The following is a 16,576-nucleotide window of genomic DNA, read 5'->3' as shown; positions in this document are numbered from 1 at the left end:
AAGGACGTTAAACGGGAGGTGCGTCCTTTGCATTTAGATAGCTTTCAGATATTGGCGATCGCCCTGTCGGGGCTGATAGCGGGGCTTTCCAAGTCGGCTCTGCCCGGGACGGCCATTCTCATGGTCCCGCTCATGGCATCGGCCTTCCCGGCCAAATTGTCGGTCGGGCTGTCTCTGCCCATTCTTATAGCAGCGGACATCGTCTCCGCCCCGAGCTACAGGTTCGAGGCCGCCAAGGAGAGAAGACTGATCCTCACCCTTCTGGCGGGGGCGGTCGTAGGGATCGGACTGGGATGCCTTTTGATGGAGAGGCTAGACGGGGAGTTGTTTCGATCCGTCATAGGCTGGGTGGTTCTGTCCATGCTTGGGCTGAGGATTCTGTCGTCACGGCGGAAAAAGGAAGGATCCACCTTCGAGGGGATGAGACCCTCCCTAAGGTTTCTTTTCGGGCTCGCCGCCGGTACCGCGACTGCCCTGGCCAACGTAGCGGGACCGATCATATCTCTCCACATGATAATGTCCGGCTTGCCTAAACGACGTTTCATAGCCGCAAGCGTTTGGTTCTTCCTGGTGGCCAACGTCCTCAAAGTCCCGTTCTATTGGTCCATCGGGATCATAAACCCGGACACACTGAAGGCTAATCTTATCGCCATGCCCTTCGTCGCCCTAGGGGTCTGGTCGGGGCTGAAATTGGTGGGAAGAATAAAGCAGAATCTCTTCATAATGGTCGTGACGGCACTGACCTTCGTCGCGGCGATACGCCTCATACTTAGCTGAATCGACTTCAGCAGATTTCGACTCTGTTTCTGCCTTTTTCCTTGGCGTCGTAGAGTGCCTCGTCCGCCCTGGCCACGAACTCGTTTACCGGTTCGCCGCTCCTATACTGGGTGACCCCGAAGCTGGAGGTTATCCTTATGTCGTCGTGGAATACATTGTCCTCTACGGCACTCCTCATCCTCTCGGCGTACTCCAGGGCGCCTTTGACGTCGGTCTCCGGCAGAACCACCAAAAACTCCTCCCCACCCCACCTTCCGACAGAGTCGCCTGCACGGGTACAGTTCTTCATCAGAGCCGCGATGGAGCTCAACACAGTATCCCCTACCTCATGACCAAAATTGTCGTTGACATTTTTAAAGTGGTCTATATCCACCATCACGACGGAGAGAGACGATCCGTAGCGGCTGGACCTCTCCGTCTCTGAAAGAAGAATCTGGTCCATCTTCCGGCGGTTCCAGAGCCCCGTAAGGGAATCCCTGTTGGCCAGATATTCCAACCTGTCGCTGTAGGACTGGATGTTTTCCATCTTATCCTTCAGTACCAGTATCATGTCCTTCAGCGCCTCGCATATATAGGAGATCTCATCGGACGCCCCCGAGGATATCTCGGACATCACGTCCAGCAGCCCGTCCAGGTCGGTCTTCCTCTCCGAATAATCGACTAAGGCGCCTACCATTCTGGTATAGGGATCGAATCGCCTTCTAAGGAAGAACAGCAGAAAAAAAACGGTTCCTCCGGTCACGGCCAGAAAGGCGAGTATCAAGCTGTACTGAAGCCACAGCAGTTCCCTATATTCGGGACTGGGCAAAAAGTCGAGGGAGAAGAACCCCCCTCCTACCTCTATAATACGATGGGGATACTGAGAAGCGTCATCTTCCCGGGATAGATCGGAATCCATCTCTTCGGAGAAGGTCAATTTCATGTTGTCCTGCGGGAGCAGCGTTTCCAGAAAAGAGGGAGTTATCGCTTTGGACACGACCAGATATCCAACAGGCACATCGTCGTATTTAAGCACGGGACGACAGGCGACGAAGCTATCCCTCCCATCCACTGGAGCTATCCCTAAGAAGACCCCATTCTTCTCTGCCTCCTCGAAGTAGATATCGGAGGAAAGCGAATCGGCAAATCTGAACTCGTCGGGAGCCCTGGCGATGACAACCCCGTCCAAGTCGGTGAAGACCACGGAACCGACGGTCTTAGTGAAAGCCTTGCCCCAGTCTGACAGCACCTCGTTATCCGATTCCTCGATGGACTCCACGATATCTCTGGGACGGGACAAATTGGTGGATAACTCCATAATATGATCGAGCTCGTAGGTCAGATTCCTGCGCACTATGGCAGTATATCTGTCATGATCGGCGATTCTAGACTCTCTATAGTCATCTATCGCCAACTCCAGCAAAATGCCGTAGATCAGGCTTAAGACGGCAAAAGAGGCCATGACTATGGTCAAGATACCGTTTCTAAGAGAGGACCTTCTCCTAGAGGTCACGGTTCGCCACCTCCCTCACTGAATTGTAGAAGGGATCGTTCGACGGGGAAACCCCTAGGAAACATTCCGCTCCATGGATGTCGGTAGAGAGAAAGGAAGACCCTATTGTCTTCACGTCCACGACCCCTTAAAATGATCAACTTTTCCATTATCTTAACACCTATAAGAAAAAAAACGGGAAGCATAAAAGAAAACCTGTCGGAGAGAGATACCAAAGGAGGATTCATCGTGGACGAAAAGGATTGGCTTCTTGTAGAGGCGCTATGGAAGGAGAGGAACGTCACCCAGGCGGCAAAGAGACTGTATATGTCTCAACCCGCCGTGACCAGGAGGATACAGCATATGGAGAGAGAGTTCGGCTGCCGCATCCTGATCAGAAGAGGCCGGGGGGTGGATCTGACCCCTCATGGAGAGAGATTGGTGAACTACGCCAGAAAATCACTGAAAGATCTGAGAGACCTCAAGGACTCCTTGGACGGCGACGACTACGGAGTCAGAGGGACGCTTCGCATAGGATGCGCCAATATCTTCGCCAAATACAGGCTTCCGGACCTGCTGAAGTCCTTTTGCGGCAAATACCCCGACGTGGAGGTAAAGGTTCGAACCGGCCACAGCCAGAGGGTTTACGACATGCTGTTGTCTGACGAGGCTCAACTGATAATCGCCAGGGGAGATTTCAAGTGGCCGGAACTCAGCTATTCGATGGACGACGACGGCCTCTATTACGTCGTAAGCTCCGAACCGCTGAAAATGGACAGACTGCCGGAGATGCCGAGAATCCACAACCGCACCGACGGACCGCTGGAGACCGACATAAGAAACTGGTGGCAAAGTCGCTACTCCGTCCCTCCCACCGTTTCCATGGAGGTGGACACCGTCGATATATGCCTACAGATGGTCAGGAAAGGGCTGGGATATGCAATACTTTCCGGTCTCTGCCTGGAGGAGGCGACGGAACTCCACGGAGAAATGCTGGTGTTCCCCGACGGGAATCCGCTCCGGAGAGACACCAGATTGTATTGCCGGGAGAACGCCGTAGGACTCAAGGCCCTGGCGGCCTTCATGGAATTCGTCAAGGGCGAGGTAGCGTTTAAACCCTCCCTCGCCCGGTAGGCTACTATCTGTCCGAACAGTCTCTGTAGTAGTTCATCAGGCATCCGGACAGAATTATATCCCTGTCCTCCTTCTCCAAATCCGTCAGTTTCAATGCCACTGGGACCCTCTCGTGATCCCTCAGAACGTACGCCTGGATCTCGGTGGAGCCCTCTTGCACAGCCTTTCGGATTCCCGGCACGTAAAGCCAGTCCTCGGCACGGAATTTGCCCTGTTCCTCATGCTCGACCACGTAGGGGATCATTCCCCAGTTTATGAGGTTGCTGCGATACCTTTTGGTGGCGTACTCCACCGCCACGTTGGCCTGACCTCCCAGCATCTTCTGAGACGAAGCCGCCTGTTCCCTGGCGGAACCGTCGCCGGGCTTCACGGCGAATACCGCCGACCCGAGACCGATCCTTCCGACATCGACATGCTCTCCCACCAGAGATAGTATCTCGGCAAGATCGTCGGGCAGGGGAGTTCCGTCAGCGACAGACTTTTTGCGACAATCCTCCAGGGCCTGAGCCACCTTGGCCCGGCCTACGAAACGGGGCTCCTTTCTGGAGAGGGTGAACTCGGCCAGCTTCATCGGGTTGGAACGAAGCGACGACGTCTCGCCGGACGGAATCAGCTCGTCGGTAGTGGTGACGGGATCGTCTATAACGGCAGCCATCAAAAGCAGCTGATCCTCTGGAAGAGGCGATATCTCCGGCCAGGGCTTTATGTTGGGCCCGTAGACCAATTCTTCCTCGGGATGGGGCCTGCCCACGCCGCGATAGACTCTTTTGCCGTAGACTTCGCCGTCGAAACGGTAGGGAACGGGCTCGAGTCTGTCGGCAAACTCCGTTCCGGGGGTCAGAATTCCGCCGTTTGCCGCCGTGGCCGCTATGGAGCGAGAGTCCATGAGAGCCACCGCCGATATCTGTCCATCTCCCGGCTTTGAGCCCTCACGGTTGGGGAAGTTTCTGGTCGTGTGACGGATGCTGAAGCCTCTGTGACAGGGAGTATCTCCCGCCCCGAAACAGGGTCCGCAGAAGGCTGTCTTCACTATGGCACCGGCGGCCATTAGCTTTCCGATGGAACCGTTGGACACCAGTTCCATGTTAACCGGCTGGCTGGCCGGGTAGACGCTCAGAGAAAACTTACCGGCCCCGGTATCGGCTCCGTCCAATATCTGCGATGCGGCGACGACGTTCTCGAAGGTTCCTCCGGAGCACCCCGCTATGATTCCCTGATCCACGGTGAAACGACCGTCCACAACCTTATCCATGAGCCCCAGCCTCAGCGAGCTGTTCTCCATCACCTTGGCGGTCTCCGTCTCGACGGCCTCTATCATATCCACGGGGTTCTCGACGAACTCTCTTATGGTAACGGCGTTGCTCGGGTGATAAGGCAGGGCTATCATCGGTTCCACCTTGTCCAGATCCACCACCACGGCTCCGTCGTAGAGGGCCACGTCGTCCGGATCGATCCTTTTATAGGCTTCAGGACGACCGTGTACGCCGTAAAACTCCTTTATGGCCTCGTCGGTACGCCATATGGAGCTCCAACAGGCTGTCTCGGTGGTCATGACATCGATACCCAGCCTAAAATCGACGCTCAGAGAACCGACGCCGGGCCCGACGAACTCCATGGCCTTGTTCTTTACGAAACCGTTCTCGAAGACCGTTCCTATGATGGCAAGGGCGACGTCCTGAGGTCCGACGCCGGGACTGGGAGCGCCTTTCAGATATATACACACCACGCCGGGCCGAGCCATGTCGTAGGTTCGACCTAAAAGCTGCTTGACCAGCTCCGGGCCACCTTCACCGACTGCCAGAGTCCCGAGAGCCCCATAGCGGGTGTGGCTGTCGGTCCCAAGGATCATGGCCCCGCTCTCGGCCATCATCTCCCTCATGTACTGATGGATCACCGCCACGTGGGCGGGGACGTATTCGCCTCCGAACTTTCTGCAAGCGGAGAGGCCGAAAACGTGGTCGTCCTCGTTGATGGTCCCCCCCACGGCGCACAGGCTGTTGTGACAGTTGGTAAGGACGTAGGGAACGGGAAACTCGGTCAGTCCGCAGGCTATGGCGGTCTGAACCACCCCCACGTAGGTGATGTCGTGAGAGGTCAGCTTATCGAAGCAAAGCCGCAGGCCGCCCTTTCCATCGCTCGTGTCGTGAGAGTCGATGATGCCGTAGGCCATGGTCCCGGTTCCCGGCACGGTCGGCAGAGCATTCGCATCAGGCGCCAGCCCCGCCTTCGACATGAGGCTCTCCACCTCGGTTTTTCCTACCTTCTCCGACCTCTCGCAAAGCACATCGCCGTTGAAAAGATATACCGGTCTATCCACCAGGGAAATCAAAATGCTCCAGCTCCTTCCGGGAATTATCTGTCTTTCTATTTCAGTATATCCCCTGCAAGCCATCACATCTAATGCTGTATTTTCATGCTGATCGATGCAAAAAAATCATTGCAGGGGATGCCGATCCATAGTCCAGAGAAACGCCGTATTCCTTGAGCTTGAATTAAAAAATCCCCGACCATCTCTAACAGGAGATGATCGGGGACGTTTATAGATCGAGATGTCGTTGCTTTCTACAGTATGGACAAAATCTTTCCTACGATAAGTCCGCCACCGGTTCCTACCACGTAGCCCATCATCGCCATAAGGACTCCGATCGGGACGAGTGCGTCGCTGTAAGCGGCGGCAAGGATCGGGGCGGAAGCCACCCCTCCGATGTTGGCCAGGCTCGCCACACCGCATGTGAACAGGTCGAGCTTGAAGAGCTTGGCTATTATGGAGAGACTCAAGGCGTGAATTCCGAGGATGACGAATCCGGCGAGTATATACATGGGAGCCTCGGTGAGTTCGGCGAAGTTGGCTCTAGAGGCGATAAGCCCGACGATCATATAAAGCATGGTGTTGGCCATCTGAGAAGCACCGGGAAGACCGTACATGGGGGTCATGGCGCAGAGCACACCTACCACCGTAGCCAGAAGTACCGTCCAGGTGGTGCCGGACATGAAGGCCGATTTCGGAAGGAAACCGGAAGCCCACTGGCAGGCAGCGGATACGGCCAAAGCGGCGCCGAGGAGGAAGATTATGTCGCTGAAGGTGGTCTCCTTGCGCAGACTTTCGTGATGCCTGGAGAGCTCGGCTCCCACCTGATCGATGGCGCTGGTGTCAGACTTGGTCCACTTGTTGAACTTCATTGCGTAGGGTACCATACCGAGAAGAACCATGACCCAGATCGAGTAGTCGATGGAGTCTATAAGAAGGGTGTAGCCCATATCGGCGTCGGCGATATTCAAGGCTCCCTGGATGGCCACCATGTTGCCGGTACCGCCCATCCAGCTTCCACAGAGGGCGGCGAAGGCTCTCCAACCATCGGCGGGCAGGTTGCTCTTGAACAACATATACATTACGACGAAACCGAAAGCGATGCTGGTGGAGGCGGCGAAAAATCCGAGCAGCATCTTCGGACCCAACTTCATAATCTTCCTCAGGTCGCATCGAAGGAGCATGAGGAAGATCATCGCAGGAAGAAGATTGCCCTTTACCCCCTTGTAGACTGCGTTTACGCTTTCCGTCTTGCTCCACAGACCGAAGGTGGAGAAAAGCATACACACGAAATAGATAAGGACGACCGCAGGAACGTACTCGAAGAACTTCCCTTTCGAATGCCGCTCCGCCAAAACCACTAGCCCCGCGAAAAACAGGATAAAAGCGAGATAAGAAAAACCGTTGGTGATCACGTAATTCCCTCCTCTTAGATTAAAATAGGGCCTAGGCCCGTATCAATGCCAGTTTATTTCGTCGAAGGACATCACTCCCAGACCGGGAGCATCGGAGACCCTGATATCCGGCCCCTTGAAGTCCGCTCCGCCCACTATGGGATCGGAGGCGCAGAGCAACGGACCGTCTATGTCTATCCTCGTTATCGCCCCATAAGCCGCCGCCAGATGCACCGCAGCGGAGGCGCAGATCTTTCCCTCCAGCATGCTTCCCAGCATGACCTGAGCCCCGAATATCTCCGACACCGCCACTATCCGTCTCGCCTCTGCTAGGCCACCGCACTTCATAAGCTTTATGTTGACCATGTCCGCCGCCTTGCGACGGAAGATCTCCAGGGCGTCCGAGGCGCTCCATATGCTCTCGTCGGCCACGACGGGGATGGACGTACGGGCCGTGACGTAGGCCATCCCGTCCAGGTCTTTGGCTTTAACCGGCTGTTCCACCAGTTCCAGGCCGAAACCGGCTTTCTCCATCCGATCGAGAATATCCACCGCCTCGTTCGGAGTCCAACCCTGGTTGGCATCTATCCTTATTTCAACGTCCTGTCCGATAGCCTCCCTTATTGCCTTGAGGCGGTCGAAGTCCTTGGAAGACTCCTTGCCGACCTTTATCTTGATCACCTTGTAGCCGCTCTCGACGGCGTTCAAGGCATCCTGGGCCATCTCGTCCGGCTCGTTTACGCTCACCGTGACGTCGGTCTCCACCGATTTCCGGCTCCCTCCGAAAAGCCTGTAGAGAGGGGCGCCGATAGACTGAGCCCACAGATCGTGAAGGGCTATGTCGAGGGCGGCCTTGGCGCTGGTGTTGCCTACCACACAGCTCTGAAGAATCTTTAAGTTCCCCTCAAGGTCCTCTCCGTCGCGCCCCAGCAACGTAGGTCTTATATGGTCGTCGATGGCTCCGAGAATGGCCCCCGTCGTGTCGCCCGTTATGGCTCCCGTCGGTGGGGCCTCGCCGTAACCGATCGTCCCCGAATCGGTCTCCACCGCCACGATGACGTCTCTGACCGCATCGACGGACCTTACCGCCGTCTTAAAAGGTTTTTTGAGGGGTACCGATATGGTCCCTGTTCTCACTCCGGTTATCCTCACCTGATCATCTCCTCCGATCTCGTTTAAAACAAAAAGCGGACATGGACCTCGTTAGAGGTCTATGTCCGCTGGATTTCGCCTTCCTCGCTGACCGGGAACACCGATCAGGCCGACAGGCAAAGCAGCTATTTAGTTGTCTTTCGCTTTACCTGAACGCGGCTACGAATTTCTTCACCGCGTCCTTGTAGGCCACGGCTATGGCCTTCTGAGATGAGCCCAGATATCTCCTCCTCACCGCCTCAAGAAGCCCCTCGTCCACGGCCGCCAGGGATCTGCCTAGGAACAGGTCTCTCAAAAACCTGTTGGTCAAGGACAGGGTAAAGGAGGCCTCCATGTCGAGTATCTCCCCCGTATCGGGGTCGGCGATGAAGGTGATGAAGAAATGAGAGTAAGTATGGGTAATCGGGTTGTCGCTGGCGCTCCTAGCGTTGCCTATCACGCATACCGGATAATCGCCGGACAGATCGCTCACCTCCATTTATCTTACTATTATAAGTCTTTTCGTCGATTACCTCAAGTCGTCCTGACATATCAGGCCGTCTCTTTTCTCAACGCCCTGTTTCTCATCCAATGCTGGAGGAAGAGGAAAGCGAAAAAGGCAAGACTCATCAGACGAACCGTCTTAAGAGGGTTGACCAGAGCTATGCCGTTGGCGGCGAAAAGCACCCTCTCCCACAGGGGCATATGGGCCCTCAACATCCCTATGAGCCCGGCGGACAGAGAGAAAACCCCCACCACGGCACAGAGGATGGTCGGGAGGAACCTGGCCCAGGTGAAGTCGACGAAGAGCAGCACCGGGTTGTAGACGAACAGAAAGGGGAGAAGTAACCCGGACATCGCCAGGCCGAAACCGACCACCGCCACCTTCGTCGGAGCTGCCTTGGCCAATCCAGCGGCTGTATAGCTGGTGAGAGCCACAGGGGGGACCACCGCCGACATCGTCCCATAGTAGAAGGCGAAGAAGTGGGCCGCCAGAGCGGGAACCCCCATCTGCTGCAGGGCCGGAGCCGCGATGGTGGCGGTTATGATGTAACAGGCCGAAGCGGGAAGCCCCATACCCAAAACTATGGAGGCCAGCATGCACAGTATCAAGGCCGCCCAGAGCTTTCCTCCGGCGAACATTATTATGTTCATCGCTATGACCTGCCCCACACCGGTCATGCCGACGGCTCCGACTATGAAACCTACTATCCCGCAGGCTATTCCGACAGGAGCGGCGCTTCTGGCCCCTCCGTCCAGTGCTCCTATGAAATCCTTGACCCCCATTCGAGTGGATTTACGGCAGGAAGAGAGGACGATTATAGCGATCAACCCCAGAAAAGCGGAGAACAGCGGGGTGTAGCCAGCGACAAGGAAATAAACTATCAGGACGAGAGGTATGGTCATGTGCCCCTTGTCCAACATGGTGGTCTTCATGGAGGGGATTTCCTCCTTGGGCAACCCCTCCAGTCCGTTGCTCTTGGCCCTGAGATCGACCATGGTCAAGATAGCACCGTAGTACAGCAGGGCGGGGAAGACGCCAGCCAACATTATTTTGACGTAGGGAATCCCCAGGAAGGTGCTCATTATGAAGGCTGAGGCTCCCATGATCGGAGGCATCAGTATCCCTCCGGTACTGGCGGCGGCCTCCACCGCTCCGGCGAAGAAAGGCTTATATCCTACCTTTTTCATGAGAGGTATGGTGAAGGCTCCCGTAGTGGCCACGTTCGCCTGAGAACTGCCGGAAATACTGCCCATCAGAGCTGACGCTATCACCGCGACCTTGGCAGGACCGCCTCTGTAGCGTCCCGCCAGGGCCAGGGCGAAGTCGTTGAAGAACTCGCTGGTCTTAGTAGCCGCCAGAAAGGACCCGAACAGTATGAACATGAACACATAAGACGACGAGACCATTAGGGTGACGCCGTATATCCCCTGGTCGGTGAGGGCCATTCGGGTTATTATCCTGCTCCAGTCGAAACCTCTATGGGCGAAAAGACCTGGGAAATACGGACCGAATTTGGTGTAGGCCAGGAAGAAAAAGCACAGCAGGGTCAAGGGTAAACCGACCGCCCGACGAGATGCCTCGACCAGAAGACACATGGTCATGACCGAAATTATGAGGTCCAGCTGGGTAACCTCCAGCTTGGTCGCCAAAAGACGGTCATAACACATGACCACGTAAAGACCGCCCAGCAAGGCGAGCCCGGTAAACAGCCAGTCAAGGGCGGTAGGCTGATCTCGTCTAGACCTGGCTGTTCCGGGGAAATAAAGGAACACCAATGCCATCATGGTGGCAAGATGGATGGCGTTCATCTTTATGGTTATCATCAGACCTACGCTGTTCATCCAGCAGTGTATAAGAGACGTGAAAACCGCCAGTGCGACGGCGAAGGTTCTGACATGACCGGAGAAATCCCTGTTAGGGACATGCTCCCCGGGCTTGAAGACACTCAGAATATTCAACTAGACCACTCCCTCCAAAATCCAAAAATGCGGTGCTGGCGTGAGCCGGCACCGCACGGTGTTGTCTACGTGGGACCTATTTCGCCTCGGGCGGAAGAAGGGATCCGGGAATCTCGAAGCCCTGTTCCTTGAAGAACTTAACGGCACCGGGGTGGAGAGGAGCACCGTAGAGTCCGGCCATGGGATGGTCGTAGTCGACCTTGGTGAAGGCGGCGTGAGCCTGCTTCATAGCCTCGCGGTCGTTGTAGATGACCTTGAGGGTCTCGTAGACTATCTCGTCGCTGACCTTATCGCTGACGATAAGGGCGGACTTGACTCCGACCAGATTCAGAGGCTTGGTCTGCTTGGGATATACGTCGGCGGGGATGACCACCCTGGCGTAATAGGGGGCCTCCAGCTGAAGCTCGTCAAGCTCGTCGTCGGAGAACTCCAGCATCCCCACTGGAACCCGTCCGGCGTAGAGCTCGGACACGGCGGAAACGGGGTACCCCGTCTCGGCGTTGAAGGCATCGAGTCTGCCGTTCTGAAGAGCCTGAGCGGCCTCGCTGTAGCCGATGTACTCGGGCTGGATGTCCTCGAAGGTCAATCCCGCCACGGCTCTCAACACCAGTTTACTGGTGAACTCGGTCCCGGAGGCGGGAGGTCCTACCGCCATTCTCTTCCCCTTGAGGTCTCCCCAGGTCTCGATTCCCGCCTCTTTGCGGACAACGATCTGGGTGACGTCGGGCCAGAGACCCATAACGTAGCGAAGGGACGGAATCTGATTACCCTCGTAGGTGCCGACGCCCTTGTAGGCGAAGCCGGTGAGGTTGGACATGGCTATTGCCATCTCCGCTTCGTCGTTCTTGAGCATCTTGAGGTTCTCGATTGTACCGCCGGAACTCTGAGCCGAGACCTTGACTCCCTTGGACATCATCTCCTTGTTCATGCTGTTGGCTATTATGGTCCCTACCGGATAGTAGGTACCGCCTGTGGAACCGGTGACGATCGTTACGAACTCGACGGCCTGAGCCGTTCCCGCTACGGCAGCGGACAGTGCAAATATCGCCAGCAAAGCTGCAATAAACCCCTTTTTCATTATGAAGCCCTCCTTGAAGTTTATATCGCAGGGTGAAACACCCTCTTTATATGATACATTCCCGTCGTATGGAATGTCAAACATTATAAAGAATACCTTGGTCTTCAGAAAAAAAGAAGGTGGGCCACAAGGGCCCACCTTCACGATGGTCTGTCTTTCGGGATAGGAACCGATTACTCCGTCTTGGCCTCTTCGGTCACCTTGTCCTCCGAGGAGACAGCCTCTTCGACGGCAGTTTTCTCCACGTCGGAGGATGCCGCTTCGGACTTCACCTCTTTAAGCTCGGCACGAGCCTGGGCGACCTCTTTTTCCATTACCACGAGCTTCTGCTCAAGGGCCTTCTGTCTCTCCTCGTGGGCCTTTATGCTGCTCACAGCCTCGACGAGCTCGGCCTGTTTGGCCTCTACTGCCTGTTTGAGGGCCTCGATCTCGTCGCTGGCCTTTACGGAGAGCTCGTCGGCGCTCTTGAGCTTTCCTGCGAAGGCGTCGATCTTGGCCTTGGAATCAGCGATGAGCTTGTCCTTCTCGGCTACAGCCTTCTCGAGCTGCTCCTTCATCTTGGCGGAAGCACCCTTCATCTCCTCAAGAGCCTTTCTGGTGGCCTCCAGAAGACCGGACTTCTCGGAAAGCTCCTTGGCCTTGATGACCGCTTCGTTCTTTACCTTGGTCAGCTCTTCCTTGACAGAGGAAAGAGTTCCTTCCTTTTCCTCAAGGGACTTCTGAAGCCCTGCGACCTTGGCCTCCAGATCCTTGATCTGCTGCTCTTTCTCGGCCAAAGAGGCGCGGAAACGATCGAGCTCGGCGGTCTTCTCGGTGAGGACCTTCTTGGTCTTCTCGATCTCTTCCCTCAAGGACCCCTGGGTCTTGGAGATCTCTAGTTTCAGGTCCGAGGCCTCCTTCTGGGCTACCGCAAGGTCGGCCTTCGTCTGAGACAGGTCGAGAGACTGATCCTTGTACTTTCTCTCCATCTCGGCGAGCTTGGCCTCCATATCGAGCAGCTCTTTTCTAGCCATCCTGAGATCGGAAGTAAGAGCGGCGTTATCCTTTTCCTTCTTCATCAGATCGGCACGGGCCTTCTCGAGGGAATCCCTGGTGATGGCCAAGGTATCCCTGGTTATGGAAAGGCTGTCCTGGGTTAGCTGAAGAGTGCTCTTGACCGGTCCGACCGGCTCCGAGTCTCCCTGAGAGACGGCCGCCTTAACGACGGGGATCTTGGGCAGAGCCACAGAACCACCTTCGGTCAGGAGAGCCTCGTAAACCCTGAGATCCCTGGCATACTTGCGAATCGCGCTCTTTTTGTCCGAAATGGACTTACGCAGATATTCCTCGTGTCTGGCCAGGAGGAAACGATCGTCGCTGACCTTGCCCTCCAGCTCGGCCATGTCCTTCTCGAAGCCGGAGACGACTCCCTGGATTCCCTCGATGGCCGATCCGGCTCCCTTGAGGGCCTCGTCCATCGCGGCAATTTTGTCGGCCATGGACGATTTCATGACGTCCAGGTCCTTTTTGAGGGCCTCTATCTCGGCGGACTGCTTGGAGATATCGCCGGAGACCGAGCCTATGCGGCTGTCCATCAACGTCCAAACCACGTTGAAAAGAATCAAAAGGACAAGACCTACTACAGCGTATTTTTTCCAGTGTTTTTTGAAATCAGGCATACCATTCTCTCCAGTTCCATCGTCCTTGGAGTTGCCGGAGCAACATCCCTTTCCCTCGTCGTCGTCACCGCCGTTCAGCCATTTGAGGCCACTGAACCAGTTAGTGATGGAGGCAAACGGAGACTCCTCCCCTTCGGAGGCCTTTTCGCCGCTATCCTGCGAGGTGGAGACGTTATCCTGCTCCTCCCAAACGGACTCCTGAAAAGAGTCGCTGGACATGCCCTTCGAGGCTTTCTTTTCCTGTGCCCCTTCCTTCTGAGTTCCCTTCTTCCCGTCAAGACCGTCGTTTTTGTCCTTTTTCAACGAGAACTCTCCTCCTTCCGTCCTCTGCTACAGATGGTTGTCTAAAATGTCCCATACAGCTTACCACTATACGCTTTATTTTACCATTTCGAACCTGCCTTCTCCGATCCCGAGAAAAATTTTTCCAAAAACGGCGAGAGGAGATGGTATTATCGGGAATTAGGGAGGTGTCTAGATATAGTGTCTATGAGAAAAGAGATCCCCAAAAAAGCTCTCAGAGGATGCATCCCGGTGGTCGTTGTATTGACGATCATCACCGTCTTTCTTTTCAGAAGCGCTATGTCGTTGGTACCGGAAGCGAACGCCGGCTGCATATCGGTCCTAGACGGAGACTGTTGGAGGTTCATCGACGCGGTGGGACACGATATGGAAGGTCTCAACAGACTGAAACTGCAAAGCCGCTATATGTCGACGGAGGACAGGCCTATCGTGATGGACCATCCCTCGAACAGATTTATCGGAGTTCCCAAGGAAATAGCAGATGAGATGAGACGGTTGACCCTACCGGCGGTAAGCTCCTGCCGTTATACCATCCGTTCCGACGGAAAAGTTGCGGGGTATCTGGCCTTGGACATCTGCGGAAATACCGACGCGAAGTTTCCTGAGTCGACCGTCCAGACCCTCGAGTCTCTTGGACAGATAGCCGGTATGTTCTTCTCCATGAGGAGAGTGTACAGGGCAAAACAGGACCTACTGGAACAGGTTATCATGGTATTGGCCGAATTTCTGGACGACTACGACTCCTGCACGAAGGACCACTCGAAATCCGTGGCTAACCTGTGCAGAAAAACCGCAGAGGCCATGGGCCTTTCTAAGGAGGAGAGCACCAGGCTTTACTGGGCCGGACTGCTCCACGACATCGGCAAACTCGTTATCCCCAGAGAGATAATAATGAAGCCGGGGCCTCTCACGGAGGAGGAATACGAGGTAGTGAAAAGACACTCCGAGGCGGGAGCAACCGCCGTGACCAAATCGAAGCCACTCTCCGACATGGCCGAACCCATAAGGTACCACCACGAGAGATGGGACGGCAAGGGATACCCCGAGGGACTGAGAGGAGCCAGCATCCCCCTTTTGTCCAGGATAATCTCGGTCTGCGACGTGTACGATTCGATAACAGACGACAGCCCCTACAGAAAAAGGCTCACCCCCGAGGAGGCGAGCCTGGAGATGAAGAGGAATACCGGAGCCCAGCTGGATCCGGGCCTCGTCTCCACCTTTCTAGAAAAGATGGCTCCCTATCTGGACGACCAGGATACGCCCCATCCTCTGGGATAGAGGCCGGGCAACTCCACCGGCAGATGTCCGGAAGGACGGATCTCCCCTAAAAGTATCGAGGCCAGAGCCTCCAACGTAGGTGGGGTATCTCCGAAACATGCCAGGGCCGTCTCGGCCTCGGGCAACACCGTGAGATCGTAGGGGGTCTTCATCGAAAGGGAGACACAGTCGGGTTTTTCCTCGAGGACCTCCCTCAGAAACGACGCGGAGGGCTCGTCCCGAACGAGATCGTAGCACCCCATCAACACCGGACCCTTTATATCATTCACATTAACGTCCGGAGCTGTCCGACCTCCGAAGAGCACTATCCGGCCGGATACCCCCAGGTCGGACAGTCGGCTCAGAAGGAGCTCCGCCGCAGCGACCCTTTTTTCCGGCCATATCAGCGTGACATGGTCTCCCTTCCTCAGAGGAGGAGGGGGACCATCCGACCTGATAAGTGTCACGCTCCTGGAGGCTATCTCCTCCGCCAGGGCGGAGCCGCCCACCCAATCGGGGCGGACCTCCCCGGAGAATAGACCCATATCATCTTTCCAGCGCAGGATCCTCTCCACCGCATCGTCCAACCTGGCCTTATCCAGCTCGCCGGAACGGACCGCCTCTACGATCCTGTCTCGGACCTCCCTGTGCCCTTCGGGAGGGAAGGCGGGATCCGCCCCCAGAAGGACGAAATCCACACCGGCCCTCAGAGCCATCACCACCGCATCGGGAACTCCCCATCCGTTGGAGATAGCCCTCATTCCCATGGAATCGGACAGCACCACTCCCTCAAACCCCATCTCGTCTCTAAGAAGCGATATCGCCTCGGGAGACAGTGTCGCCGGAAGCTCTCCGGTCAGGGAGGGAACCACTATATGGGCGGTCATGACGGCGGGAACTCCGGCCTCGACGGCACTTCGAAACGGCGGGAACTCTAGATACCTCATCGATTCGAGCGAACGATTCAGCACCGGAAGCCCCAGATGGGAGTCGATATCGACGTCTCCGTGCCCGGGAAAATGCTTCGCGCTGCAACCCATTCGGGCCCTCGAGAACCCCTTTATCATGGAGGCCCCCATTGAGGATACCGTGGCGACGTCGTCGCCGAAGGAACGCACCCCTATTATAGGGTTAGAGGGATTGCTGTTTACGTCCACGACGGGAGCGTAATCCAGGTCGATCCCCAGGCTCTTAAGCTGCCGTCCCATGATGAAACCCTGTCTTTCCGCCAGATCGGGATCGCCTGTGGCTCCCAGAGCCATGTTCCCCGGGAAGTCCGCACCGTGCCCTCTTATCCTGGCGACCGTACCTCCTTCCTGATCCACCGCTACCATCAATGGGATATCTAAGCGGACCCTCTCCCTGATAGAAGACAAAAGGGACCTGACCTGCGAAAGGGACTCGACGTTTTTCCCGTACAGTATGAGACCTCCGGGCTTAATTTCCTCCAATCGGAATCTGGTCTCCTCGTCGAGGGAGGTTCCCGAAAAGGAAAGGGCCAGTACCTGCCCCGCCTTCTCCTCCAAGGTCATGGCCCAGACGGGGGAGGACGCCAGCAGGGCCAAGGCCCCCAACGCCGCGGCAATTCGCCGAAACTCCATC

12 protein-coding genes are annotated in these 16,576 nt (G+C 56.0%); 3 read left to right on the top strand and 9 right to left on the bottom strand.

Annotation, left to right across the window (positions count from 1 at the left end):
* Positions 1-27: 27 nt before the first annotated feature.
* Positions 28-777 (top strand): sulfite exporter TauE/SafE family protein, encoded by a 750-nt coding sequence (locus tag DPEP_RS06170; protein ID WP_005660538.1) that lies wholly within the window; start codon positions 28-30, stop codon positions 775-777.
* A gap of 7 nt (positions 778-784) precedes the next feature.
* Here DPEP_RS06170 and DPEP_RS12810 read toward each other — a convergent pair whose 3' ends face one another.
* On the bottom strand, positions 785-2,269 hold the full coding sequence (locus tag DPEP_RS12810; protein WP_005660536.1) for a sensor domain-containing diguanylate cyclase: 1,485 nt from the start codon (positions 2,267-2,269) through the stop codon (positions 785-787).
* A gap of 228 nt (positions 2,270-2,497) precedes the next feature.
* On the opposite strand from DPEP_RS12810, the gene DPEP_RS06160 reads away from it, so the two are divergent.
* Positions 2,498-3,382 (top strand): LysR family transcriptional regulator, encoded by an 885-nt coding sequence (locus tag DPEP_RS06160; RefSeq protein WP_005660535.1) that lies wholly within the window; start codon positions 2,498-2,500, stop codon positions 3,380-3,382.
* A gap of 4 nt (positions 3,383-3,386) precedes the next feature.
* Here the strand turns inward: DPEP_RS06160 and DPEP_RS06155 are convergent, their stop codons facing one another.
* The 7 genes from DPEP_RS06155 to DPEP_RS06125 all read right to left on the bottom strand — a co-directional run bounded on the left by DPEP_RS06155 (position 3,387) and on the right by DPEP_RS06125 (position 13,717).
* Positions 3,387-5,711, bottom strand: coding sequence for a hydratase (locus DPEP_RS06155; protein WP_005660533.1), 2,325 nt, complete (start codon positions 5,709-5,711; stop codon positions 3,387-3,389).
* 233 nt (positions 5,712-5,944) lie between these two features.
* Positions 5,945-7,105: a DUF819 family protein gene (locus DPEP_RS06150; RefSeq protein WP_005660531.1), complete on the bottom strand. Its 1,161-nt coding sequence runs from the start codon at positions 7,103-7,105 to the stop codon at positions 5,945-5,947.
* A gap of 42 nt (positions 7,106-7,147) precedes the next feature.
* Positions 7,148-8,236, bottom strand: a complete 1,089-nt coding sequence (locus DPEP_RS06145; RefSeq protein ID WP_005660530.1) for a dipeptide epimerase — start codon at positions 8,234-8,236, stop codon at positions 7,148-7,150.
* A gap of 145 nt (positions 8,237-8,381) precedes the next feature.
* Positions 8,382-8,714 carry a DUF3870 domain-containing protein gene (locus DPEP_RS06140; protein WP_005660528.1) on the bottom strand — a complete coding sequence of 111 codons (333 nt, stop codon included), beginning with the start codon at positions 8,712-8,714 and terminating at the stop codon, positions 8,382-8,384.
* 53 nt (positions 8,715-8,767) lie between these two features.
* Positions 8,768-10,678: a TRAP transporter permease gene (locus DPEP_RS06135; protein ID WP_005660526.1), complete on the bottom strand. Its 1,911-nt coding sequence runs from the start codon at positions 10,676-10,678 to the stop codon at positions 8,768-8,770.
* Between the two features lie 76 nt (positions 10,679-10,754).
* On the bottom strand, positions 10,755-11,756 hold the full coding sequence (locus DPEP_RS06130; protein WP_005660523.1) for a TAXI family TRAP transporter solute-binding subunit: 1,002 nt from the start codon (positions 11,754-11,756) through the stop codon (positions 10,755-10,757).
* Between the two features lie 173 nt (positions 11,757-11,929).
* A complete protein-coding gene (locus DPEP_RS06125) occupies positions 11,930-13,717 on the bottom strand; it encodes a coiled-coil domain-containing protein (RefSeq protein WP_005660521.1) in 1,788 nt (595 codons plus the stop codon).
* Between the two features lie 186 nt (positions 13,718-13,903).
* Between DPEP_RS06125 and DPEP_RS12805 the strand changes: the two genes are divergently transcribed.
* Positions 13,904-14,995, top strand: a complete 1,092-nt coding sequence (locus DPEP_RS12805) for an HD-GYP domain-containing protein (RefSeq protein ID WP_206740456.1) — start codon at positions 13,904-13,906, stop codon at positions 14,993-14,995.
* Here DPEP_RS12805 and nagZ read toward each other — a convergent pair.
* The gene (nagZ, locus tag DPEP_RS06115; RefSeq protein WP_241760502.1) at positions 14,956-16,575 is read right to left on the bottom strand and encodes a beta-N-acetylhexosaminidase; all 1,620 of its coding nucleotides are present in this window, start codon (positions 16,573-16,575) and stop codon (positions 14,956-14,958) included. The genes DPEP_RS12805 and nagZ overlap by 40 nt on opposite strands.
* Position 16,576 lies beyond the last annotated feature (1 nt).

Origin of the sequence: Dethiosulfovibrio peptidovorans DSM 11002, assembly GCF_000172975.1 — a bacterium.
Classification (GTDB): domain Bacteria; phylum Synergistota; class Synergistia; order Synergistales; family Dethiosulfovibrionaceae; genus Dethiosulfovibrio; species Dethiosulfovibrio peptidovorans.
The sequence above is the reverse complement of the archived record's forward strand: the minus strand, read 5'-3'. Positions and strand labels throughout refer to the sequence as shown.